The 23485-nt window shown below is 67.2% G+C and carries 22 protein-coding genes and 1 riboswitch; of the genes, 13 read left to right on the top strand and 9 right to left on the bottom strand.

Translation table 11 applies throughout. From position 1 onward, the window contains the following. Positions 1-14 precede the first annotated feature (14 nt). Positions 15-2006 (bottom strand): monovalent cation:proton antiporter family protein, encoded by a 1992-nt coding sequence (locus VARPA_RS30010; protein ID WP_013544360.1) that lies wholly within the window; start codon positions 2004-2006, stop codon positions 15-17. 87 nt (positions 2007-2093) lie between these two features. On the opposite strand from VARPA_RS30010, the gene VARPA_RS30005 reads away from it, so the two are divergent. Genes VARPA_RS30005 through VARPA_RS29990 form a run of 4 tightly spaced genes read left to right on the top strand, consistent with a single transcriptional unit; the run spans position 2094 to position 5106 of the window. Then, entirely contained in the window at positions 2094-3095 is a 1002-nt protein-coding gene (locus tag VARPA_RS30005; protein WP_013544359.1) for a KpsF/GutQ family sugar-phosphate isomerase, read from the top strand. Beyond that, positions 3095-3643, top strand: a complete 549-nt coding sequence (locus VARPA_RS30000; RefSeq protein WP_013544358.1) for a KdsC family phosphatase — start codon at positions 3095-3097, stop codon at positions 3641-3643. Before VARPA_RS30005 ends, VARPA_RS30000 begins: the two co-directional genes overlap by 1 nt. Continuing rightward, positions 3640-4293 (top strand): LPS export ABC transporter periplasmic protein LptC, encoded by a 654-nt coding sequence (lptC, locus tag VARPA_RS29995; RefSeq protein ID WP_013544357.1) that lies wholly within the window; start codon positions 3640-3642, stop codon positions 4291-4293. The genes VARPA_RS30000 and lptC overlap by 4 nt, the downstream gene beginning before the upstream one ends. Before the next feature lie 24 nt (positions 4294-4317). Continuing rightward, the gene (locus VARPA_RS29990; RefSeq protein ID WP_013544356.1) at positions 4318-5106 is read left to right on the top strand and encodes an SDR family oxidoreductase; all 789 of its coding nucleotides are present in this window, start codon (positions 4318-4320) and stop codon (positions 5104-5106) included. 68 nt (positions 5107-5174) lie between these two features. Here VARPA_RS29990 and VARPA_RS29985 read toward each other — a convergent pair whose 3' ends face one another. Beyond that, on the bottom strand, positions 5175-5744 hold the full coding sequence (locus VARPA_RS29985; RefSeq protein WP_013544355.1) for an RNA recognition motif domain-containing protein: 570 nt from the start codon (positions 5742-5744) through the stop codon (positions 5175-5177). Positions 5745-6004: 260 nt separating this feature from the next. Next, positions 6005-6182, top strand: a riboswitch (yybP-ykoY riboswitch). Between the two features lie 18 nt (positions 6183-6200). Here VARPA_RS29985 and VARPA_RS29980 point away from each other — a divergent pair. From VARPA_RS29980 to VARPA_RS29965, 4 genes are all read left to right on the top strand, one after another. Continuing rightward, positions 6201-6764, top strand: a complete 564-nt coding sequence (locus tag VARPA_RS29980) for a TMEM165/GDT1 family protein (protein ID WP_013544354.1) — start codon at positions 6201-6203, stop codon at positions 6762-6764. Positions 6765-6885: 121 nt separating this feature from the next. Beyond that, on the top strand, positions 6886-8043 hold the full coding sequence (gene metX, locus VARPA_RS29975) for a homoserine O-succinyltransferase MetX (protein ID WP_013544353.1): 1158 nt from the start codon (positions 6886-6888) through the stop codon (positions 8041-8043). Then, the gene (gene metW, locus VARPA_RS29970) at positions 8040-8627 is read left to right on the top strand and encodes a methionine biosynthesis protein MetW (protein WP_013544352.1); all 588 of its coding nucleotides are present in this window, start codon (positions 8040-8042) and stop codon (positions 8625-8627) included. Before metX ends, metW begins: the two co-directional genes overlap by 4 nt. Positions 8628-8649: 22 nt before the next feature. Beyond that, on the top strand, positions 8650-9237 hold the full coding sequence (locus tag VARPA_RS29965; RefSeq protein WP_013544351.1) for an IMPACT family protein: 588 nt from the start codon (positions 8650-8652) through the stop codon (positions 9235-9237). Here VARPA_RS29965 and VARPA_RS29960 read toward each other — a convergent pair. Further along, positions 9182-10108 (bottom strand): ion transporter, encoded by a 927-nt coding sequence (locus VARPA_RS29960; RefSeq protein ID WP_013544350.1) that lies wholly within the window; start codon positions 10106-10108, stop codon positions 9182-9184. The genes VARPA_RS29965 and VARPA_RS29960 overlap by 56 nt on opposite strands. A gap of 134 nt (positions 10109-10242) precedes the next feature. On the opposite strand from VARPA_RS29960, the gene VARPA_RS29955 reads away from it, so the two are divergent. Then, entirely contained in the window at positions 10243-10764 is a 522-nt protein-coding gene (locus VARPA_RS29955) for a bactofilin family protein (RefSeq protein ID WP_013544349.1), read from the top strand. On the opposite strand, the gene VARPA_RS29950 is transcribed toward VARPA_RS29955, so the two are convergent. Beyond that, entirely contained in the window at positions 10761-11555 is a 795-nt protein-coding gene (locus VARPA_RS29950; RefSeq protein WP_013544348.1) for a DUF72 domain-containing protein, read from the bottom strand. The genes VARPA_RS29955 and VARPA_RS29950 overlap by 4 nt on opposite strands. Positions 11556-11645: 90 nt before the next feature. Here VARPA_RS29950 and VARPA_RS29945 point away from each other — a divergent pair, with 90 nt between their 5' ends. Next, positions 11646-13157 (top strand): M20 family metallopeptidase, encoded by a 1512-nt coding sequence (locus tag VARPA_RS29945; protein WP_041943108.1) that lies wholly within the window; start codon positions 11646-11648, stop codon positions 13155-13157. Further along, on the top strand, positions 13154-14032 hold the full coding sequence (locus tag VARPA_RS29940; protein ID WP_013544346.1) for an alpha/beta hydrolase: 879 nt from the start codon (positions 13154-13156) through the stop codon (positions 14030-14032). The genes VARPA_RS29945 and VARPA_RS29940 overlap by 4 nt, the downstream gene beginning before the upstream one ends. Here the strand turns inward: VARPA_RS29940 and VARPA_RS29935 are convergent. The 5 genes from VARPA_RS29935 to VARPA_RS29915 all read right to left on the bottom strand — a co-directional run bounded on the left by VARPA_RS29935 (position 14018) and on the right by VARPA_RS29915 (position 19201). Further along, complete coding sequence (locus VARPA_RS29935; protein ID WP_013544345.1) at positions 14018-15187, bottom strand: MFS transporter; 1170 nt, start codon at positions 15185-15187, stop codon at positions 14018-14020. The genes VARPA_RS29940 and VARPA_RS29935 overlap by 15 nt on opposite strands. Before the next feature lie 91 nt (positions 15188-15278). After that, positions 15279-15740 (bottom strand): YidB family protein, encoded by a 462-nt coding sequence (locus tag VARPA_RS29930; protein WP_013544344.1) that lies wholly within the window; start codon positions 15738-15740, stop codon positions 15279-15281. A 98-nt stretch (positions 15741-15838) separates the two neighbouring features. Next, entirely contained in the window at positions 15839-17197 is a 1359-nt protein-coding gene (locus VARPA_RS29925; RefSeq protein WP_013544343.1) for a M20/M25/M40 family metallo-hydrolase, read from the bottom strand. A gap of 96 nt (positions 17198-17293) precedes the next feature. Continuing rightward, positions 17294-18034 carry a 16S rRNA (uracil(1498)-N(3))-methyltransferase gene (locus VARPA_RS29920; protein ID WP_013544342.1) on the bottom strand — a complete coding sequence of 247 codons (741 nt, stop codon included), beginning with the start codon at positions 18032-18034 and terminating at the stop codon, positions 17294-17296. 69 nt (positions 18035-18103) lie between these two features. Continuing rightward, positions 18104-19201: an aminoglycoside phosphotransferase family protein gene (locus tag VARPA_RS29915; RefSeq protein ID WP_013544341.1), complete on the bottom strand. Its 1098-nt coding sequence runs from the start codon at positions 19199-19201 to the stop codon at positions 18104-18106. Between the two features lie 237 nt (positions 19202-19438). Here VARPA_RS29915 and VARPA_RS29910 point away from each other — a divergent pair, with 237 nt between their 5' ends. Both VARPA_RS29910 and VARPA_RS29905 read left to right on the top strand, forming a co-directional pair. After that, on the top strand, positions 19439-22054 hold the full coding sequence (locus VARPA_RS29910; RefSeq protein ID WP_013544340.1) for an LPS-assembly protein LptD: 2616 nt from the start codon (positions 19439-19441) through the stop codon (positions 22052-22054). A gap of 21 nt (positions 22055-22075) precedes the next feature. Continuing rightward, complete coding sequence (locus VARPA_RS29905; protein ID WP_013544339.1) at positions 22076-23485, top strand: peptidylprolyl isomerase; 1410 nt, start codon at positions 22076-22078, stop codon at positions 23483-23485.

Raw genomic sequence — 23485 nt, 5'->3', positions numbered from 1 at the left:
TCCTGAAGGGGACGTCAGCCTTTTTGGAGGCGCTCGATCGCGATGGCCAGAGCCGTGGGTTTGCCTGACAGCACCAGCGTGTCGCCATCGGTCAGCACGGTCTCGCCGGTAGGCACGCGGGCTTGGCCGTCCTGCCGACGCAGGGTGGCGACGCGCACGCCCAGCGTGTCCAGCGCCAGCTGCTCCAGGGTGTGGCCGATGGCGCGGGCGCCGGGGGTCAGGGTGAAGCTGTTGAGCCGCTCGTGGTCGATCTCGTCGGCGTTGTCGTCGTCGGCGCCGTGAAAGTAGCCGCGCAGCAGGTTGTAGCGCGCGTCGCGCTGGTCCTGCACCACGCGGATCACGCGCCGCATCGGCACGCCGACCAATGCGAGCGCATGGCTTGCGAGCATCAGCGAACCTTCGATGGCCTCGGGCACCACCTCGGTCGCGCCTGCCGCCTGCAGCTTCTCGAGGTCGTGGTCGTCCTGGGTGCGCACGATCACCGGCACATGGGCTGCGTGGGCGCGGGTGTTGGCCAGCACCTTCATCGCGCCGGGCACATCGAGGTAAGTGACGACCACCGCGCTGGCGCGGGCGAGGCCCGCGGCCATCAGCGCCTGCAGCCGCGCCGCGTCGCCGAACACCACCGAGTCGCCGGCGGCGGCGGCCTGGCGCACGCGATCGGGGTCGAGGTCGAGCGCCATGTACGGAATGCCCTCGCGCTCCAGGATGCGCGCGAGGTTCTGGCCGCAGCGCCCGTAGCCGCAGATGATCACGTGCCGGGCGGTGTTGATGGTCTTGCGCGCGATGCTCGTCATCTGCAGCGACTGCTGCAGCCAGTCGCTGGCCACCAGCTTTCGCACGATGGCGTTGCTGTACATGATGATGAACGGGGTCGCGAGCATCGACAGCACCATCGACGCCAGCACCGGGTTCGCGAGCCAGGGCGGCAGGAGGCTCTTGTCCTGCGCGAGCGTCAGCAGCACGAAACCGAACTCGCCGGCCTGCGCAAGATAAAGACCGGTGCGCAGCGACACGCCCGAGGTCGCGCCCAGCACCCGCGCCAGCAGCGTCACCAGCGCCAGCTTGAAGAACAGCGGCACCAGCAGCAGCACGGCCACCAGCAGCCAGCGGTCGACCACGATGTGCCAGTCGAGCGACATGCCGACCGTGATGAAGAACAGCCCCAGCAGCACGTCGTGGAACGGGCGGATATCGGTCTCGACCTGGTGCTTGTATTCGGTCTCCGACACCAGCATGCCGGCGATGAAGGCGCCCAGCGCGAGGCTGAGGCCGGCCAGCTCGGTCAGCCAGGCCAGGCCCAGCGTGATCAGCAGCACGTTCAGGATGAAGAGCTCTTCGCTGCGTCGCCGCGCGACGAGCGTGAGCCACCAGCGCATCACGCGCGGGCCGCCGTAGAGCAGGAGGCCGATCAGGAAGGTAGCCTTCAACAATGCGAAGCCGAGCGCCTTGGCCAGCGCCTCGGGCGGTGCGCCGAGCGCGGGAATCAGCACGAGCAGCGGCACCACCGCCAAGTCCTGGAACAGCAGCACGCCCATCACGCGCCTGCCGTGCTCGCTCTCGAGCTCGAGCCGCTCGGCCATCAGCTTGACCACGATGGCGGTGCTGCTCATGGTGAGCGCGCCCGACAGCGCCAGCGCCGTCTGCCAGCCCAGGCGCCAGGCCGGCGGCAGCTGCGTGGCGATGACGAGGGCGCCGGCCGTGGCGAGGGCCATGGTGAGCAGCACCTGCAGCAGGCCCAGCCCGAACACGTGCTTGCGCATCGCCCGCAGCTTGGGCAGGCTGAACTCCAGCCCGATCACGAACATGAGGAACACCACGCCGAATTCGCCCAGGTGCCGGATGCCTTCGGTCTCTGTGCTTCCCGTCAATGCGAACGCATGCGGCCCGATCAACACGCCCGCCGAGAGATAGCCCAGCATCGGCGGCAGCTTGAGCGACCGGCAGACCACCACGCCGATCACCGCGGCCAGCAGGTACAACAGCGTGAGATCGAAGGAAGACATGGGCGCCGATGCTAGAGCAATGTCCGTGCCCCGGGCTTCCCCGGGACAACCCGCCAGTCGACTCTGGCCCGCCCGTAAAATCGGCCGATGAGTTCCCGCCCCGCCCCGGCCCCCGTGGTCGACCCCGAAGCCATCCTCGCTCGGGCACGCCTGACCTTCGACATCGAAGCCGAAGCCGTCCTCGGTCTGAAGACCCGCGTCGGCCCCAGCTTCGTCGACGCGGTGCGCAAGATCCTCGAAGTGCGCGGCCGCGTGGTCGTGATGGGCATGGGCAAGAGCGGCCACGTCGGCCGCAAGATCGCCGCCACCCTCGCCTCCACCGGCACGCCCGCGATGTTCGTGCACCCGGCCGAGGCCAGCCATGGCGACCTCGGGATGATCAAGGCGGTCGACCTGGTGCTGGCGATTTCCAACAGCGGCGAGGTCGAGGAATTGACCGTGATCCTGCCCGTGGTCAAGCGCCAGGGCGTGCCGCTGATCGCCATCACCGGCCGCGCCGATTCGACGCTCGGGCGCCATGCCGACATCACGCTCGACGCGGGCGTCTCCAAGGAAGCCTGCCCCCTCAACCTCGCCCCCACCGCGAGCACCACCGCCCAGATGGCGATGGGCGACGCGCTGGCCGTGGCGCTGCTCGATGCGCGCGGCTTCGGGTCGGAAGATTTCGCGCGTTCGCACCCCGGTGGCGCGTTGGGCCGCAAGCTCCTGACCCACGTGAGCGACGTGATGCGCTCGGACGCCGAAGTGCCCCGCGTCGCGCCCACCGCCACCTTGAGCGAGCTGATGCGCGAGATGAGTTCCAAGGGCCTCGGCGCCACCGCCGTGGTCGATGCCGAAGGCCGCGCGATCGGCATCTTCACCGACGGCGATCTGCGCCGGAAGGTCGAGACCGGCGCCGACCTGCGCGCCCTGACGGCAGCCGATGTCATGCATCCGGGTCCCCGCACGCTGCGCGCCGATGCGCTGGCCGTCGAGGCGGCCGATCTGATGGAAAACCACCGCATCACCAGCGTGCTGGTGGTCGACGCGGCGGGCCTCTTGATCGGCGCGCTGAGCATCAACGACCTGATGCGCGCGAAAGTCATCTGATGCCGCTCGCGTTCCAGGCCGAAACATTGCTTGCCGCTCAGGATGTCCGCATCGTCTTCTTCGACATCGACGGCGTGCTGACCGACGGCGGCGTCTATTTCACCGAACACGGCGAAACGCTCAAGCGATTCAGCATCCTGGACGGCTACGGCCTCAAGCTGCTGAAGCTGGCGGGCATCGTGCCGGCCGTGATCACCGGCCGCGATTCCAAGCCGCTGCGCGTGCGGCTCGAGGCGCTCGGCATCGAGCACGTGCGCTACGGCACCGAAGACAAATTGCCCGCGGCCGAAGCGATGCTCGAACAGCTCGGCTTTACTTGGGCGCAGGCCGCGGCCATCGGCGACGACTGGCCCGACCTGCCGGTGCTCACGCGCGTGGGCTTTGCCGCGGCGCCGGCCAACGCGCACGTCGAGGTGCGCGGCATTGCGCGCTACGTCACCCAGGCGCGCGGCGGTGAAGGTGCGGCGCGCGAATTCTGCGACCTGCTGCTCACGGCCTGCGGCCAGTACCGCCACCTGCTCGACGCCGCGCGAGGCCCGAACCCATGAACCAATTGAAAAGCGCATGGGGCCGGGTGCGCGATGTGCTCGACCGCGCAACGATCTACCTGCCGATCATCCTGACGGCGGCCGTGGCGCTCGGCACCTACTGGCTGGTGCGTAACGCGCCGAAACTGCTGGAGCCCACCGCCAAGGCGGCGCCCACGCACGAGCCCGACTACTTCATGCGCGACTTCGTGATCAAGAACTTCCTGCCCAACGGAGACCTCCGCAGCGAACTGCACGGCAAGGAAGGCCGGCACTACCCGGACACCGACACGGTCGAGGTCGACGAGGTGAACATGCGTTCCGTCTCGCCCCAGGGCTACACCACGCGCTCGACGGCCAATCGAGGGATCTCGAATTCGGACGGCAGCGAGATCCAGTTGTTCGGCAACGCAGTCGTCATTCGCGATCCTTCGGTGGGTGCGAACGGCAAGCCGACGCCGCGCCTGGAGTTCCGCGGCGAATTCCTGCATGCCTTCCTCGACACCGAACGGGTGACGTCGAACAAGCCGGTCACGCTGATCCGCGGCACCGACCAGTTCACCGCCGACAACCTCGACTACGACAACCTGAGCGGCGTCGCCAACCTGACCGGCCGGGTGCGCGGGCTGCTGGTGCCGTCGGCGGCCGCCCCGGGCGGCAAGCCGCGCTGAAGAAGAAAAGAAAAAACCTCACGCATGAACACTCCGTCGTCCCCGCTGGTCTTCATCACCGGCGCATCGAGCGGCATCGGCCAGGCGCTGGCGGTGAGTTTCTACGACGCGGGCTATCGCCTGGCGCTGGTTGCACGGCGTACCGGAGAGATCGAAGCCTGGGCAGCGGGGCGCCAACTGGACGCGAGCCGTTTTCAGATCTACAGCGCCGACGTGGCGCAGACAGACAGCATCGTGGCCGCCGGCACTGCCTGCATCGAACGCCAGGGGCTGCCCGACGTGGTGATCGCCAATGCCGGCATCAGCGTCGGCATCGACACGACGGAGCGCGAAGACATCGAGGTGATGACGCGGACCTTCGCGACCAACAACGTCGGCTTGATGGCCACCTTCCATCCGTTCGTGGCGGCGATGCGGCAGCGCGGCAGCGGGCGGCTGGTCGGCATCGCGAGCGTCGCGGCCATCCGCGGACTGCCAGGGCACGGGGCTTACTGCGCGAGCAAGGCCGGTGTCGTCGCCTACTGCGAGAGCCTGCGCGGCGAGTTGCACAAGAGCGGCGTCAAGGTCGTCACGCTCTGCCCGGGCTACATCGACACGCCGCTCACGCAGGGCAACCGCTACGGCATGCCCTTTCTCATGAAGGCCGAGGACTTTGCCGACCAGGCGCTGCGCGCCATCGAGGCCGGAACGAGCTATCGCGTGATTCCGTGGCAGATGGGCGTGATCGCCAAGATCATGCGCATGCTGCCGAACGCCCTGCTCGATCGCGCCGTGCAAGGCCGCGAGCGCAAGAAGCGCAGCGGCGAAAGCTGAAGCCAGGTTCGGCGATTCCTCAATGAAAAAGGCTCCCGAAGGAGCCTTTGTCTTTATGTGCGCAGGGTTCAGTAGCCGCTGTTGCCACCGCCGCCGTAGCCGCCACCACCGCCGGAGCGACCACCGCCGCCACCGCCACGAGGGCCTGCGCCGTAGGGGCTGCGGAAACCGCCATCACCACCACCACCGCCGCCGCCACCGCTGCGGCCACCACCGCCGCCGTAGCCGCCACCACCGGAACGGCCACCACCGCCACCGCTGCGATCGCCGCCGCCGCCACCACCGTAGCCGCCACCACCACCGCCGCCGCCGTAGCCTCCGCCACCACCGCCGCCATAACCACCACCGCCGCCGCCGTAGCCGCCACCACCGCTGCGCGGGGGACGTGCTTCCATCGGACGTGCTTCGTTGACGACGACGCTGCGGCCGCCCAGGGGTTGGCCGTTCATGCCGTTGATGGCAGCTTGCGCTTCGGCGTCACTGCCCATCTCGACGAAGCCGAAGCCCTTCGAGCGACCGGTGTCGCGTTCCATCATGACTTTGGCGCTGGTCACTGCGCCGAACTGCCCGAATGCCTGTTCGAGATCACCGTCGCGCACCGAGTAAGGCAGGTTGCCGACGTACAGTTTGTTGCCCATCGAGGGACTCCTATAAACACATCAAGAAAAGCGATGGAGTCCCGAAAGCATCACTCAAACGAGAGCCGTCGAGTCGCGCGAAACTGACCGATCACCGAACTACCCCCCGACCAAAATGAAGAGGGAGGCTCGTGCATTATGGGTGAAATATTCAAAAAGCAAGCGAGAAATTGCTTCTTGGAGTAGCACTTGTCAAAACCTTGGAAAGCTAGCGCACGCTTACCGAACGGAATGAGGCGATTGGCGCTACAGGTAGAATCCGCCCCGTCATTGGGGAGTAGCCGCCTTCCGTTTTCGAGAAGGGCCCGCGTCAACAGACTTGTCCTGCCCCACACAGGACATGGCGCGTGCAGTGAACACACCTGGCGAGACCTTTGACCGTGCAACTTCGGGAATATGGCCGAAGGTGTTGCACGGTCAATTGCGTCCTTCGGCCCAAGGAACCCCACGTTCATCATGGAAGCTTTTCTCGTAGCAACGGGCGTCGTCGCGCTCGCGGAAATGGGCGACAAGACCCAACTCCTCGCCCTTCTTCTCGCGGCCCGTTTCAGGAAACCCTGGCCCATCGTCCTCGGCATCTTTGCCGCCACCATCGTCAACCATGCCCTGGCGGGCGCCGTCGGCAACTACATCACGCGCTGGCTCGGCCCCGAGGTGCTGCGCTGGATTCTTGGCGGCTCCTTCATCGCGATGGCCGTCTGGATGCTGATTCCCGACAAGCTCGACGATGACGATGCCCCCGGCGCCTCGCACTTCGGCGTTTTCGGCACCACGCTGATTGCCTTCTTCCTCGCCGAGATGGGCGACAAGACCCAGATCGCCACCGTCATGCTCGCCGCCCGCTTCACGCAGGACTACTTCTGGGTCGTCACCGGCACCACGCTCGGGATGATGCTGGCCAATGCGCCGGTGGTGTGGCTGGGCGAGAAGATCGTGCGACGCGTGCCCATCAAGCTTGTGCACGGTATTTCGGCGGCGATCTTCCTGGTGCTGGGCATCGTGATGATCGTCGGCTGGTAATTCGACGGGGCGATATACTGCCCCCCGCGCCGATTTGCTACAGCTTGCGGGCGCTTTATAAATTCAGCTAAAGACGGCACCGGAACCCGGCTCGTTTTTGGCGAGGCCGGGTTTTTCATTCATGTCGTCCCCTCCTTTGGTCGTCAGTCCGCAGTCGATGCAGTTCGCAGGCCCGCTGGCCCTGCGCAGCGGCGCATCGATCAGCGACTACACGCTCGCCTACGAAACCTACGGCACGCTCAATGCCGACCGCAGCAACGCGGTGCTGGTCTGCCATGCGCTGAACGCCTCGCACCACGTCGCGGGCGTCTACGAGGGCCAGGCCCGTTCCGAGGGCTGGTGGGACAACATGGTCGGCCCCGGCAAGCCGGTCGACACCGACCGCTTCTTCGTGATCGGCGTCAACAACCTCGGCTCCTGCTTCGGCTCGACCGGCCCGATGCACGTCAACCCCGCCACCGGTCGCGTCTATGGCGCCGACTTCCCGGTGGTCACCGTCGAAGACTGGGTCGATGCGCAAGCCGTGCTGCTCGATGCTTTGGGCATCCGGACGCTGGCCGCCGTGATGGGCGGCAGCCTCGGCGGCATGCAGGCGCTGTCGTGGACGCTGCAGTATCCCGATCGCGTGCGCCACGCCGTGGTGGTGGCCAGCGCGCCCAACCTCACGGCCGAGAACATCGCCTTCAACGAAGTCGCGCGCCGCGCCATCGTGACCGACCCCGATTTCCACGGCGGCCACTTCTACGAACACGGCGTGATCCCCAAGCGGGGCCTGCGCATCGCGCGGATGATCGGCCACATCACGTACCTGAGCGACGACGTGATGAACGAGAAGTTCGGACGCATCCTGCGCAGCGCCGTCGAAGGCGAGGCGGCGGGGCTCGACTACCGCTATTCCACGCAGGACGTCGAGTTCCAGATCGAGAGCTACCTGCGCTACCAGGGCGACAAGTTCAGCGAGTACTTCGACGCCAACACCTACCTGCTGATCACCCGCGCGCTCGATTACTTCGACCCCGCGCGCAGCCACGGCGGCCAACTCAGCACCGCGCTCTCAAAGGCCACGGCCAAGTTCCTGCTCGTGAGCTTCAAGACCGACTGGCGCTTCTCGCCCGCGCGCAGCCGCGAGCTCGTGAAGGCGCTGCTGGACAACCGCCGCAACGTGAGCTACGCCGAGATCGACGCGCCGCACGGCCACGACGCCTTCCTGCTCGACGACGTGCGCTACATCGGCGTGGTGCGCTCGTACTTCGAACGCGTGGCGAAGGAATTGCAATGAGCGACCTCGAACATCAACGACTGATTGCACAGCTCGTGCCCCAAGGTTCGCGCGTGCTCGACCTCGGCTGCGGCGACGGCGCCCTGCTCGACCTCTTGCAGCGCGAGCGCGGCTGTACCGGCTACGGCGTGGAGATCGCCGACGGCAACGTGCTGCAGTGCATCCGCCGCGGCGTCGACGTGATCCAGCTGAACCTCGACGAAGGCCTCGCGATGTTCGACGACGCCTCCTTCGACGTCGTGCTGCAGATCGACACCTTGCAGCACTTGCGCAATGCCGAGGTGATGCTGCGCGAAACCGCGCGCGTCGGCCGCATCGGCATCGTGGCCTTCCCCAATTTTGCGCACTGGCCCAACCGCCTGAGCGTGGCACGCGGTCGCATGCCTGTGACGCGCCGCCTGCCCTACCAGTGGTACGACACGCCCAACATCCGCGTGGGCACCTTCAAGGACTTCGAGGTGCTGGCCGGCAAGAACAACCTGCGCGTGCTCGATGCCTTCGGCCTGCAGGACGGGCGCGACGTGCGCTGGCTGCCCAACGCGCGCGCCAGCACGGCGGTCTTCAAGTTCGAGCGCGGCGGCTGAGCATCGCGCCGGAGCGCACCGGATGAGCTTCATGCTGGCGCAGCCGGTCCACAGCGAACTGATCATCAAGAAGAGCCGGTTCATCGGCTGCGTGCAGCCGGTGGCGGATCGCACGGCCGCATTGACCATTGTTGCCTCGCTGCGCGCCGAGCACCCCGCGGCCGCGCATGTGTGCTGGGCCCTGATGGCCGGCGGCCAATCGGCCGCCAACGACGACGGCGAACCCGGCGGCACCGCCGGCCGCCCCATGCTGGAAGTGCTGCGCCATCAACAGATCGAAGGCTCGCTCGCGACCGTGGTGCGCTACTTCGGCGGCGTGAAGCTCGGCGCCGGTGGCCTGGTGCGCGCGTACACCGACTCCATCGCGCAGGCTCTGCTCGGCGCCACGCTCGTGCCGCTGGTGCGGCAGCGCGGCCTGCGTTGTGCCGTGCCCTATGCGCTCGAAGGACTGGTGCGGCGCGAGTTGGCGGCTGTCGGTGCGGTGCTCGAAGCCGTGCAGCATGCCGACGACGTGCACTTCGCCTTCACGCTTCCCGAACCCGAGGCGAACGCCTTCATCGCCCGCCTCGACGATGCTGCGCAAGGGCGCGTCGTCTGGCAGCCGGCGTAAGCCGCCGCGGCGGTACGGCAGGCGGCGGCGTCATCGCGAGGATGCCGCGTCCGGTCAGCGGCACGGCTTCATCGTCGGGCCCGCGACGCGCCATCTCGGCGGTCACGATGCCGGTGGGCACGGCCAGCACGCCCCAGCCCAGCAGCATCATCACCGAGGCAATCGCGCGTCCCAGGTCGGTCTTGGGCACGAGGTCGCCGAAGCCCACGGTGGCCATCGTCGAGATGGCCCAGTAGATCGCGACCGGAATGCTCGTGAAGCCGTGCACCGGGCCTTCGACCACGTACATCAGCGTGCCCATCACCAGCACCACCAGCATCACGAAGCCGACGAACACGGTGATTTTCCGGCGGCTCGCCGCGACGGCCGACACCAGCGCGCGGTACTCCGCCGAATAACGCGACAGCTTGAAGATCCGGAACACGCGCAGAAGCCGCAGGATGCGCACGTCGATCAGGTAGGCGAACTCCGGTGCGAGCGCGACGAGAAAAGTCGGCAGCAGCGCGAGCAGGTCGATCACGCCGTAGAAGCTGGTGGCATAGCGCAGGGGGCGCTTCACGCAGGCGAGGCGCCCGATGTACTCGAGCGTGAAGAGGCCGGTGAAGACCCATTCGAGCACGCCGAACACATGGCCCGCGCGCAGGTGGATCGCCTGCACGCTGTCGAGGATCACCACCGCCACGCTGGTCACGATCACGGCGATGAGGATCAGGTCGAACAGGCGGCCCAGGCGCGATTCGGATTCGAAGATCACCGAGAACAGCGCGCGCTGCCAGCCTCCGTCGGGCTTGCCGAAGCGGGCGTCGCCAACGGCCAGGTCAGCGACCGAAGGGGCGGGGGATGCGGCGGTGCTTTGCAAGGGGGTCGTCATCTTCCGTTGTTTCGGGTCTACTGGAGCGCCATTGTCGAGGCGGGTGGTTTTATCCGGTTACGCCTCTTGCGCAATGAAGTGCGGTAAGCCGTAAGTGCGTTCTTACGATAGTCCCTTTCTTGAGGAGCTCCCCATTGGCTACACAGTCCCCCTTCTTCGGCAAGCGCGATCGTGACACCGACTCGTTGACATCCCGCCCCGCACCGCTGGTCGGTTCGGGCACCAATCTGTCGGGCACGCCCGTCAATCCCTCCTCGTTGACCGCGCAGCAAGGCGGCCTCGCCGCCGCAGCGGCAGCACCCGCGGCCAAGGAAGGCGGCAGCAAGCTCACTGTCGGCCCGAACATCAAGCTGAAGGGCGTCGAGATCACCGATTGCGACACGCTCGTGGTCGAAGGCCTGGTCGAAGCGACCATGGACTCGCGCCTGATGCAGATCGCCGAGCAAGGCGAATTCAAGGGCTCGGCCGAAATAGACATCGCCGAAATCCGCGGCGTCTTCGACGGCAACCTCACGGTGCGCGAGAAGCTCGTCATTCACTCGACCGGCAAGGTCACCGGCAAGATCCGCTACGGCAAGATCGTGATCGAGGAAGGCGGCCAGCTTTCCGGCGAGATCAGCTTCGGCGCCAAGCCTGCCCTGCAAGCGGCGGCCTAAGTCCCCTCGGGGGGCTCCCACCCCAGGCGCTCCAGCAAAGCACCGGCCGCGGCCGGTGCTCTTTCTTTGGCGCCATTGATGAAGTAGACGAACACGTCCCGCTTCTTGGGCGATCCGGTCCAGCCCTGCGCACGCTCGGCCCAGGTATCGAGCGCCTTCGGTCCATACCCCGTCTTGAGCTTCGCGTCGGCCATCATGAGCCGCGCATAGGCGACGTCGCCCTCGGGCTCCTCGAACGACGGAAACTTGTCCGCGTCGGTGAACACGGTCGAGACCTTGTGCTTCTTGGCGAGCGCCTTGTAGGCGGGTGTGATGAAGCTCTCGTGCCGCACGTCCATAACGTGGCGCAGCACGCGGCTGCCTTCCTTCTTCGGCAGCAATTCGAGAAACGCCTCGAAGTCTTCCGCATCGAACTGCTTGGTCGGCATGAACTGCCAGACGATCGGCCCGAGCTTGTCGCCCAGTTCGCTCACGCCGCTGTCGATGAAGCGCTGGATCGATTCGCCCGCGGTCGCGAGCACCTTGCGGTTGGTGGTGAAGCGCGAGGCCTTCATCGAGAACATGAAGTCCTCCGGCGTGTCGTCGTGCCACTTGCGGAAGGTCTCGGGCTTGAAGGTGCTGTAGTAGGTGCCGTTGATCTCGATGGCGCTCACGTGGCGGCTCGCGTAGTTCAACTCCTTGGCCTGCGCGAGGCCCTTGGGATAGAAGTTGTCGCGCCAGGGTTCGTAGGTCCAGCCGCCGATGCCGACCTTGATGTTCGTCTTGCTCCGAGTCGATGTTGCCTTGCTCACATTGCGCTCCGGGTTGAGATCGCCCGCACTCTACGCGCGGTCGCGGCGAGGCGCAAAATGCGTTTTTTCGTCCCCGCGGAGAACCCACCGATGAATGCCCCCCTGCACCGCGAAATGCCTGCCGGCACGCTCGACGCGACACGCGCCCTCTCCGATGTCACCGCCCAGTGGGATGGCGACATCGTCAGGCAACTCACCGACTACATCGCCATTCCGGCCAAGTCGCCCGGCTTCGACAAGGACTGGTCGGCCAATGGCTACCTGGAGACCGTGCTGCGCAACGCGGCCGCCTGGGTCGAGGCCCAGAAGGTCGAAGGCCTGAAGCTGGAGATCGTTCGCCTCGAAGGCCGCACCCCGGTGCTGTTCTTCGAAGTGCCGGCCACCGGTACCGACATGGGCGAAACCGTGCTGATGTACGGCCACCTCGACAAGCAACCCGAATTCACCGGCTGGCGCAACGACCTCGGCCCCTGGACGCCCAAGTACGAGAACGGCCTGCTCTACGGCCGCGGCGGCGCTGACGACGGCTATGCGGTGTATGCGAGCGTCGCCGCGCTGCAGGCACTCAAGGCCCAGGGCGTGGCGCATCCGCGCATCGTCGGCCTGATCGAGACCTGCGAGGAAAGCGGCTCCTACGACCTGCTGCCGTATGTCGATGCGCTGCGTCCGCGCCTGGGCAATGTCGAGCTGGTGATCTGCCTGGATTCGGGCGCCGGCAACTACGACCAGCTGTGGCTCACCACCTCGCTGCGCGGCATGGCCAGCGGCACGCTCAAGGTCGAGGTGCTGACCGAAGGCATCCACTCGGGCGACGCATCCGGCCTCGTGCCCTCGAGCTTCCGCATCATGCGGCAGGTGCTTGATCGCCTCGAGGACAGCGCCACCGGCCGCCTGCTGCCCGCGAGCTTCCACTGCGAAGTGCCGGCCGACCGCCTCGCGCAGGCCAAGGCCACCGCCGCGATCCTTGGCGAAGAGGTCTACAAGCGCTTTCCGTGGGCGCACTACGACTGCGGCGGCTCGACGATGTTCGCGCTGCCCACCACCACCGACCCGGTGGAGGCGCTGCTCAACCGCACCTGGAAGCCCACGCTGTCGGTCACCGGTGCCGAAGGCTTTCCGGCGCTGAAGGACGCGGGCAACGTGCTGCGCCCCTACACCGCCTTCAAGCTCTCGCTCCGCCTCCCGCCGCTGGTCGATGCGGCCGAGGCGGTGCAGAACCTCAAGAAGCTGCTCGAAGACAACGCGCCCTACCAGGCGCGCGTCACCTTCGAGAGCAACGGCGGCGCCACGGGCTGGAACGCGCCGACGATCACGCCGTGGTTCGAGGACGCGCTCAACAAGGCCTCGCGGGCGCACTTCGGCGCGTCCTGCGGCTACATCGGCCAGGGCGGCACGATCCCGTTGATGAACATGCTGAGCGCCGGCTTCCCCAAGGCGCAGATGATGGTCTGCGGCGTGCTCGGCCCGAGGAGCAATGCCCACGGGCCCAACGAGTTCCTGCATGTGCCCTACGCCAAGAAGCTGACGGCCGCCGTGGCCGAAGTGATCGCCGCCCTGCCGGTCGCGCACCGCGCCGCCGCTGCGGAGCCGGTGAGCGCTTGAGCGACGCGCTGCCGTTGCCGCAGCGTGTGCCGCTGTCCACGCCGGATGGCGAGACGCTGGCGCTGCGCCGGCTGCCCGTTGCCGGAACGCCGCGCGCGGTGATCGTCGTGGTGCACGGCCTCGGCGAGCATGCGGGGCGCTATCACGGGCTCGCGAAGCGGCTGCATGAATGGGGCTTCGCGGTCTGGGCGCACGACCATTTCGGCCATGGCGAATCGACCGGCGTGCGCGGCGGGCTGCCGAGCGAGCTGCGGCTGGTCGACGACCTTGCGCTGGTGATCGACGATGCGCGCCGCGAAACCCCCGGGGTGCCGATCGTGCTGCTGGGACACAGCCTCGGTGGACTGGTCGCGGCGAGCCTGGTGGCGCGCGGCGTGCGGCCTGTCGATGGCTTGGTGCTCTCGTCGCCGGGGCTCGATCCGGGCCTGAGCGGGTTCCAGAAGGCGCTGCTCGCGGTGCTGCCGCGCATCGCGCCGAACCTGCGCGTGGGCAATGGCCTCGACGACAACTTTCTTTCGCACGATCGCGCTGTCGTGCAGGCTTACCGCGACGATCCGCTCACGCACGATCGCATCGGCAGCCGGCTCGCGCGTTTTCTCGCCTACGAAGGCGCCACGGTGCAGCAGGCGGCGGCGCGATGGCCCGTCTCCACGTTGCTGATCTATGCGGGCGACGACCGGCTCGTGAGGCCCGAGGCGAGCCGTGCATTCGCAGCGGCCGCCGCGCCCAGCGGCAAGGTCGAAGCGCAGTGCTTCGAGACCCTGTACCACGAGATATTCAACGAGCTGGACGCCGAGCCCGTGTTCGCCGCGCTGCAGCGCTGGCTCGACAAGCGGTTCCCGGCGAACGGGTCGAACGCGTCAAACCGCGGCTGAGCGCCGCCGCCTCTGCGCCAGCCACAGCAGCGCCGCGCCCGTGAGCACCACCGGCACCAGCGAACCGTAGTTCAACAGCTGCCAGCCTTGCGTCGTGACCAGCACGCCCGAGGCGAACGAGGTCAGCGCCAGCGTCGCGAACACGCAGAAGTTGAGCGCGCCCTGGGCCCGGTCACGCTCCTCGGCCGTGTAGGCGGTGAGCGAAAGCGTTGTGCTCCCGGTGAACAAAAAATTCCAGCCCACGCCCAGCAGGCACAGCGCCACGAGGAAGTGGTGCAGCTCGACCCCCGACAGGGCGACGGCGATGCAGCCGAAGTTGAGCGCAAGCCCCACGCCCATCACCGGCAGCGCGCCGAAGCGGCGGATCAGGTGGCCGGTGAAGAAGCCCGGCGCGAACATGCCGATCACATGCCATTCGAGCACCAGCGCGGCGTCGGAAAACGGCAGGCTGCAGATCTGCATCGCGATCGGCGTGGCGGCCATCAGCAGGTTCATCACGCCGAAGCCGAGCGCGCCCGCGGCCGCGGCCACGATGAACACCGGCTGCCGCATGATTTCGGAGAGTGGCCGTCCGCCCAGAGCCTGCTGGCGGGTGAGCGGGGCGGGGAAGTCGATGAAGCGCATCACCGCCATCGAGAGCAGCGCCACCGCCGCGAGCGCAATGTAGGCGCCGGCGAAAGGCACGGCGAAGAGCTCGCGCGTGGCGGAGGCCAGGTTGGGGCCCGCCACCGCGCCGATCAGCCCACCGGCCATCACCAGCGACACCGCCTTCTCGCGCCATTCCGGCGCCGCAAGCTCGGCGGCTGCAAAACGGTAGAGATTGGCGTTGGCGTTGTAGTAGCCGGCTACCACCGTTGCGAAGCACAGCAGCCAGAAGTTCTTCGTCATCGCGGCATACGCGCACAGCAGCGCCGAACACAGTGCCACGGCCAGTCCGATCTGGAACGACCCGCGGCGGCCGAAGCGCTGCTGCGTGCGCGCCACCAGCCCGGTGGTGAGCGCACCGCCGACCACATAGCCCATCACCGGCAGCGTCGCCATCCAGCCGCGCGGCGCGATGCCGAGGCCCACCAACCCGTTGATGGCGATGAAGGTGACGTTGTTGGTCAGAAAGAGGCCCTGACAGATGGCCAGGAGCCAGAGGTTGCGGTTCATGGCGAGGGTTCTACGGGATTCGTTGCCTTGGCGCCAGCCAAAAAAAAAGCGCCCTCGCGGGCGCCGGAAATCTTGATGAGGCAGGCCTCGTTCAGGACTGCTTGCCTTGCAGCAAGCCGCTGAGCGAACCCAGCAGATCGTCGTGGTTGCCGAGACCTTGGTCCGGCACCTTGCCACGGGGCGTGAGCTGGTCGATGAGCGCCGGCAGCATGGTGGCGAGCATGGGCAGCAGCGTTTGCGCGTTGATGCCGAGCTTGGCTGCAATGTTCGCGATGGTGTCGCCACCGAGTGCGTTTTGCAGCTGGTCGCCCGATACCGGCTGGTTGTCTCCCTTGCCGATCCACGAGCCGATGACATCGCCCATGCCGGCCTGCTCGAACTTGGAAACCAGACCGCCCAGGCCGCCTTGACCGCCGTTGTTGGCGAGCAGGCCACCCAGTGCGCCAGCCAGGCCGCCGAGATCTCCCAATCCCCCGATGCCTCCGCCTTGTGGTTGCTGCTGTTGGCCAGCGCCTCCGAGCACTTGACCGAGTACTGAATCGAGCAATCCCATGGCGTTTCCTTGGTGTGTGACAGAACCGACGCATTTTCCGTGCGACGGACCGCAAGCCGTAAGTGGAGCCCCACTTTTCGAACTTGCAACGTGACAAATTACTTGATGCGTGCCGGGCGTTTGGGCAGCAATGCGGGGGTCACCCCTTGCACGCCGACGAGGCCGAGCACCGTCACCAGCGAATTCTGCGCGCCTTTCCATGCATCTGTCACGTCGATCGACTCGCTCAGCGCATGGGAGCCGGAGGACTTGCCGCCGCCCCCGATGATGATGGCCGGGATGCCCAGCGAGATCGGCACGTTGGCATCGGTGCTGCCGCCGCGCAGCAGCGTTTTCTGGCCGAAGGCTGTGTTCGAGCGCGTGGCTGCCTCCACGATCACCGAGTCGGTCGGGGTGCGGCCGCCGGGCCGGTCGCCGATCAGCTTGTGGCTCGCGCTCAGCGTCGTCACGTTCCAGCGCTTGTTCTCCTCGACCACCGCTTCGTCGATGGCCGCGAGGATTTTCTTCTCGGTCTCCAGCAGCGAGGCCATGTCGTCCGAGCGGATGTCGATCGCCATGCGCGCATCGGGCGCGATGGTGTTGACCGAGGTGCCACCGCCCACCGTGCCGACGGTGAAGGTGGTCTTGGGGAAGCTCGGCGTGCGCACGTCGGCGATCTTGGCGATCGCGCGGCCCATGCCGTGGATCGCGCTGGGCACCTGGCCGAACGCGCCGAAGCTGTGGCCGCCCGGTCCCTTGAAGGTGACCTCGTAGCGATGGCTCGCGGTGCCGAGCACCAGCACGTGACCGTCAGGCGAGGGCTCCAGTCCGACCATCCCGTCGATGTCGAGGTGGTCGCGAAAGATCGCCTTGATGCCGCGCAGGTTGCCCAACTCTTCCTCGCCGACGTTGCCGACGATCAGGAGGTCGCCCGCCGTCTGCACCTTGTTGTCGTTGAGCACCTTGAGCCACGACAGCAGCACCGTGAGCCCGCGCGTGTCGTCCCCGATGCCCGGCGCATGGAGCCGGCCGTCGCGCTCCTTCACCTTCACATCGGTGCCGGCGGGAAAGACCGTGTCCAGGTGCGCGGAGATCAACAGCTTAGGGCCGTTGCCCACGCCCTTGCGCAGGCCGACCACGTTGCCTTCGGCATCGATCTTCGCGTCGGTGAGGCCCAGGGCCTTCATGCGTGCGAGGAAGGCCTCGGCCCGCTTCTGTTCCTTGAATGGAGGCGCTTCGATCTCGGTCAGCATCTTCAGGTCTTCGACCGCGCGCTCGTGATCCGCCTTGACCGCGTCCAGCAGCTTCTGGATCGCGGGCGAGGCCATTAGCTGGGAGTAGGTCCTGTCGACTTCAGGGCTGACCTGCGCCGGCGTGGGGGCAACGGCGTTGCTCTGGGCGTGGACGCCTTGCGCGGCGCACAGCGCGGCCAGAACAAGAGCGAGAGCGAGGGGCGCGAGACGGAGCGAACGGGACATGGGCGGAAGGTCCTTCTTTGTCGTGATGAATGGGTGATGAGGTACCCATTCTTCCGCAGCCTTTCCGCGCGCGCGTCGCGGAAAACACCCACCTTCTCAGGCGCCGCCGAGCGACACCAGGGCCACGAGCGCGGCGGTTTCTGCGCGCAGTACGCGCAGCCCGAGCGTGACCGGCGCGAAGCCGCGCGCGATGGCTTCCTGCTCCTCGGCGGCGCTGAGACCGCCTTCGGGGCCGCTCAGCACGCGCACATCGCGGTTGTCGGGGGCGTGTGCCGCAGAGGCTGCCTCAATGCCTTGCGTGCCCTCTGCCAGGCTCAGCACGAAGCGCGCCGTAGCGCCCTCGTCCTGCTGCGCGTCGATCCACCCCGAATTGCCCGAAAACGACCGAACCGGATGAATCACCGGCACGCGATTGCGGCCGCATTGCTCGCACGCCGCGATGGCAATCGCCTCCCAGTGCGCCCGTTTCTTCTCGGCGCGCTCTCCCGAAAGCCGCAGCACGCCGTGCGCCGTGGCCAGCGGCTGGATGCTCGCGACGCCCAGCTCCGTGGCCTTCTCGACCAGCCAGTCCATGCGCTCGTTGGCCGGCATGCCGACGGCCAGGTGCACCGCGCGCGTCGCCTCGCGCTCGACCGGGTGGTGGACACCGACCGTCACCGAGACGTCGCTGCGGCCCATGCGCTCGATCGTGGCCTCGTACTCGCCGCCCGCGCCATCGAACAGGGTCAGCGCGTCGCCGGGCTGCATCCGCAGCACCTGCACGTGGCGCGCAGCACCGGGCGGCAGCGCGAAAGCGGCGCCGGGGCTCAACGGCACGGAACAGTGGAAACGGGGCATGCTATGAAATAAGAAGCAAGGGATGCAGCCGTGGCGCGGGCATCCCAGGCGGTTTTTGTAGATTTCGCTTCAGACCCGGCCGTAGGCAAAGCCCGTGAGCGGGGAGGTGCCCTCGACCTCGTCGATCACCCGCACGAGCGGCGTGAGTTCCATGTAGCGGCTGGCGGTGGCGCGGATGTAGGCGATGAAGCGCGGCGTGTCGGCCAGGTAGCGGGGCTTGCCGTCGCGCAGCGTGAGGCGCGCAAAGATACCGGCGACCTTCAGGTGGCGCTGCAGGCCCATCCACTCGACCGCGCGGTAGAAGGCGCCGAAGTCCTCGTCGACCGGCAGCCCGGCCTTGCGCGCTGCCTGCCAGTAGCGCACGGTGATGTCGAGCACGAACTCCTCGTCCCAGCTGAGGAAGGCGTCGCGCATCAGGCTGGCGATGTCGTAGGTGATGGGGCCGTAGACGGCGTCCTGGAAGTCGAGCACGCCCAATGTGGACCCGTTGCCGACCATCAAGTTGCGCGGCATGAAGTCGCGGTGCACGTAGACGCTCGGCGAGGCCAGGTTGCTCTCCACGATCAGCTTGAAGCTGCGTTCGAGCCGCTCCTTCAGCTTGCCCTCGATGGCGACGCCGCGGTGGCGGCCGATGTACCACTCGGGAAAGAGCGCCAGTTCACGCTCGAGCAATGCCCGGTCGTAGGGCGGCAGCACGCCGGGTTGGGAGGCCAGCTGCCAGCGGATCAGCGCATCGATGGCCTGGTCGTAGAGCGGGCGGCTGGCGTCGGGCTGGGCCGGGTCGATCACGTCCAGCATGGTCTGGCGGCCCAGGTCGTCCAACAGCAGGAAGCCGTTCGGGCGGTCCCATTCGAGCACCTGCGGCGCGGTGACGCCGGCCTCGGCCATGAGCTTGGCCACCTGCACGAAAGGATCGCTGTTCTCCTTGTCCGGCGGGGCGTCCATCACGATGCGCGTCGGAGTGCCGGGGATGCTCGTGTCGACGCGGAAGTAGCGGCGAAAGCTCGCATCGGCCGAGGCGAGGCGCACGGTGTCGGGCAGGAGATGCTGCGCGGCGGCGATGCCGGTCAGCCAGGCCCGGAACACTTCGGCCCGTTGCGGATCTGTCCAGAGAATGGTCTCGGCGGGACTTGGGGCCAATGCGGCCGGGGGCGGGGGTGCTGTCATGGATAATCGATTCTACAAATCCGCCTGGCGCGGCAACCCCCTCCGGTCGGCCACCGATCGAGCAAAGGTTGCTGCCGGCCCCTGCAACCCGCCGGCCTGCCGCGCCGTCTCCCCGACGATCTTTCGTTCCGAACCGATGCCTACGACCCAAAGCCCTCACGCTTGGCACCTTGTGCGCTCGCTGCTCTCCTCGGGGGAGCCGCGGGCTTTCCTCGGAACGGCCTGGCGGGAGGCTTGATGAGCCGACGTGTTGCCCTGCGACGCGCCGGCCCGCCGCTCAAGCTGGCCATGCTGTCGCTGGCGCTGTTCCAGGCGCACGGCGCCTTCGCGCAGTCCGCTGGCAGTCTTGATGGCCCGCTCACGCTCAAGCGCACCCCGCTGCTCACCGAAATCGTGCCGCCCACCGAGCGCGGCCAGTTGCCCAGTCTCGTCACCGGCGACCGGATGTCCGGCCGCCCCGACCTGGAGACCGTGGTCGAAGGCAATGCGACGCTGCGGCGCGGGCCGGTCGCCATCACCGCCGACCGGCTCGAGTACTACCAGCCCGACGACAAGATGAAGGCCACGGGCAACGTGCGGGTCAACCAGTCCGGCAACGTGTACGAAGGGCCCGAGCTGGAGCTCAAGCTCGAGACCTTCGAGGGCTTCTTCAACAACGTGCGCTATCGCTTCCTGGCCAATGGCGGCCACGGCGATGCGGAGCGCATCGATTTCGTCGACGCCAACATCTCGGTCGCGCGGCGCGCCACCTACACCACCTGCCGCCGCGAAGACTTTCCAGGCTGGATGCCGGCGTGGCTGCTGACCGCGGCCACGATCACCACCGACACCGAAGAAAACGAGGGCGTGGCCACCAACGCGCGCCTGAGCTTCATGGGCATCAGCACGCCGCCGATCCCGAGCGTGAGCTTCCCGCTGTCGAACGCGCGCAAGAGTGGCCTTTTGCCGCCGACCATCGGCGTGGACAACACCAACGGCATCGAGATCTCGCAGCCGTACTACTGGAACATCGCGCCCAACCGCGACGCCACGATCACGCCGACGATCATGAGCAAGCGGGGCCTCAACCTGGGCACCGAGTTCCGGTACCTGGAGAAGGACTACAGCGGCAGCATCCGCCTGGACCTGATGGGTGCCGACCGCCTGGTGGGCCAGCGCTACAACGAGCTGCGCGCCTCGCAGCTGCAGCAACTGGCCAATGGAGAAATCCAGGCGAAAGACCTGACCGCGCCGCCCGGCAGCACCAAGCGCTGGGGCATCTGGGCGAACCACCACCAGGACTTCGACGCCAAGGCGCTCGGCCTGGATTCGCTGTCGGCCAACATCAACATCAACCGCGTCAGCGACAACGATTACTGGCGCGATTTCACCCGCACGCCGACGCTGGCGCAGCGTCAGCTGCCGAACGAGGCCTCGCTCAACTGGAGCAAGGACGACTGGAGCGGCGCGATCCGCACGCTGCGCTACCAGACGCTGCAGTACAACCTGTCGCCGATCGTGCCGTCGTACGACCGCATGCCGCAGATCACGGCCAACTACAACAAGTACGACTGGCACGGCTTCGACGTTGCGCTGAACCTCGACTACACGCGCTTTCGGGTCAACACCATCCTGAGCGGCCAGCCCGGCTTCGACGCGGTGCAGCAGTCGCAGCCCGATGGCGACCGCGCCATGGCGAACCTCGCGATCAGCCGACCGTTCATCACGCCGAGTTTGTTCGTCATTCCCAAGGTGCAGCTGAACACGGCGTCGTACAACTACTACCTGCCGCAGACGGACATTCCGAAGCTCACGCTCAACGGCGTGCAGTACGTCAACGGCATGCCCTACAACGCGAGTTCGCTGTACTTCTTCGGCACGTCTTCCAACCGCACCGTGCCGACCTTCAGCCTGGACAGCGGCCTGATCTTCGAGCGTGACGCCAGCTACTTCGGCCGTGCCTTCCGCCAGACCCTGGAGCCGCGCGCCTACTACGTCTACACGCCGTACCGCAACCAGAGCATGCTGCCGAACTACGACTCGGCCGCCAACGACTTCAGCTTTGCGACCATCTACACCGAGAACGCGTTCTCGGGCGGCGACCGCATCTCCGACACCAACGCGCTCACGCTGGGCGTGAGTTCGCGCCTGATCGACCCCGCCACCGGCGTCGAGGCGGCGCGCATCGGCATTGCGCAGCGGCTGCGCTTTGCCGACCAGAAGGTCGTGTTGCCCGGCGGCTTGCCGGTGACCGACCGGGCGAGCGACTTCCTCGTTGGCGGCCAGATCAACTGGACACCGAAGTGGAGCACCGACGCGCTCGTGCAGTACAACCCCGACACGCGCAAGTCGACCCGGGCGGCGCTCAGCGCGCGCTACAACCCCGAGCCGTACCACAACCTCAGCGTGGCGTTCCGCTACCAGGCACCGAGCGCGGCTTACCAGGCCGCATTGCTGGCCAACCCGAACACCACGGCAACCAACGACGGCAACAAGTCGATCGACGTGGGCTGGCAGTGGCCGCTGAACGACCTGTGGGGCGACAAGGGCAAGAACCTCGGCCCCGGCAAGGGCCAGGGCGGTGGCCGCTGGTATGCAGTGGGCCGTCTCAACTACGACCTGCAGGACAAGAAACTCACGGACGGCGTGCTCGGCTTCGAGTACGACGGCTGCTGCTGGATCGGACGCGTGGTGCTGCAGCGCATCACCACCGGCCAGGTGACGGCGAACACCCGCATCATGTTCCAGCTCGAATTCGTCGGCTTCTCCAGCATCGGCTCCAGCCCGATGCAGGCCCTGCGGCAGAACATCCAGCGCTACGAACCCCTGCGCCAACCTGGCGAGGCGCCGAGCCGCTTCACCAATTACGACTGAGACGACTGATTGAGCACCGCCATGAAACACATCCGTTCCATCATCACCCTGGGCTGCCTCGCGGCAATGGCTGCAACGTCGGGTGCGCAGGGCTTCCGCTCTGGCAGCGGCATCACGGACATCATGCGCGCCGGTCCGCGCCTCGGCCCCCCGCCGGTGCAGCGCGCTCCCGCCTCGCCGTCGGCGGCGCCCGTGCAGCGAGCGGCTGAATTCATCGTCGCGCTGGTCAACTCCGAGCCGATCACCAACACCGACGTGCAGTCGCGGGTGACGCGCCTCATCAAGGAGAACCCCGACGCCGAACGCGTGCCGCGCGGCGAGCTCACGCGCCTGGTGCTCGAGCGCCTGATCGTCGAGCGCGCGCAGCTTCAGCTCGCCAAGGAAAACGGCATCAAGGTCGACGACGTGGCGATCGACCAGGCCGAGCAGACCGTGGCCCGCCAGAACGAGATCAGCCTGGTCGAGCTGCGCCGCCGCGTGGCCGCCGAAGGCATTGCGCTGGCGGACTTCCGCAAGGACCTGCGCGACCAGCTGCTGCTCACGCGCCTGCGCGATCGCGAAGTCGAGTCGAAGGTCAAGATCAGCGACAGCGAGGCCGACGAGTACCTGCGCGACCAGCGCAACTCGAACACCAAGAATGCAGCCCTGCAGAACCTCAACCTCGCGCAAGTGCTCGTCGTCCTGCCCGAGAACGCCACCGACGCCCAGGTGGCCGCGGCGCAGAAGAAGGCCCAGGGGCTCGCCGAGCGCGCCCGCGCTGGTGAGGACTTCGAGAAGCTGGTGCGCGAGAACTCCGATTCGCCCGATCGCGCCAACGGCGGCGCCATTGGCATGCGCAGCGCCGACCGCTACCCGCCGTTGTTCGTCGACGCCGTGCAATCGACGGCGGTGAACGGCATTGCCGGCCCGGTGCGCTCCAGCGCCGGTTTCCATGTGCTCAAGGTCCTGGCGAAGGCGCAGATCGGCTCGCTCGACGCGACCGTGACGCAGACCCAGGTGCGCCACATCCTGCTGCTCAACGACCCCAAGCGCACCACGGCGCAGGCGGTGGCGCAGCTCGCTGAATTCAAGCGCCGCGTGCAGGCCGGCACGGCTGATTTCGCCGGCCTTGCGCGCGACAACTCGCAGGACGCCAGCGCCAAGGAAGGCGGCGACCTCGGCTGGTCGCGCCCCGGCCAGTTCGTGCCCGAGTTCGAGGAAGCCATGGACCGGCTGTCGCCAGGCCAGATCAGCGACCCGGTCGTGTCGCGCTTCGGCGTGCACCTGATCCAGGTGGTCGGCCGCCGCGACTCCAAGCTGACCCAGTCGGAGCAGCGTGAAGCCGCGCGCAACGTGCTGCGCGAACAGCGCATCGAGGAAGCCTTCACCACGTGGGTGCAGGAAGTGCGTGCACGCGCCTACGTCGAATACCGCGACCCGCCGCAGTCCTGA

It is taken from the genome of Variovorax paradoxus EPS (assembly GCF_000184745.1).
GTDB lineage: Bacteria > Pseudomonadota > Gammaproteobacteria > Burkholderiales > Burkholderiaceae_C > Variovorax > Variovorax paradoxus_C.
This window is presented reverse-complemented; position numbering and strand designations above follow the sequence as displayed.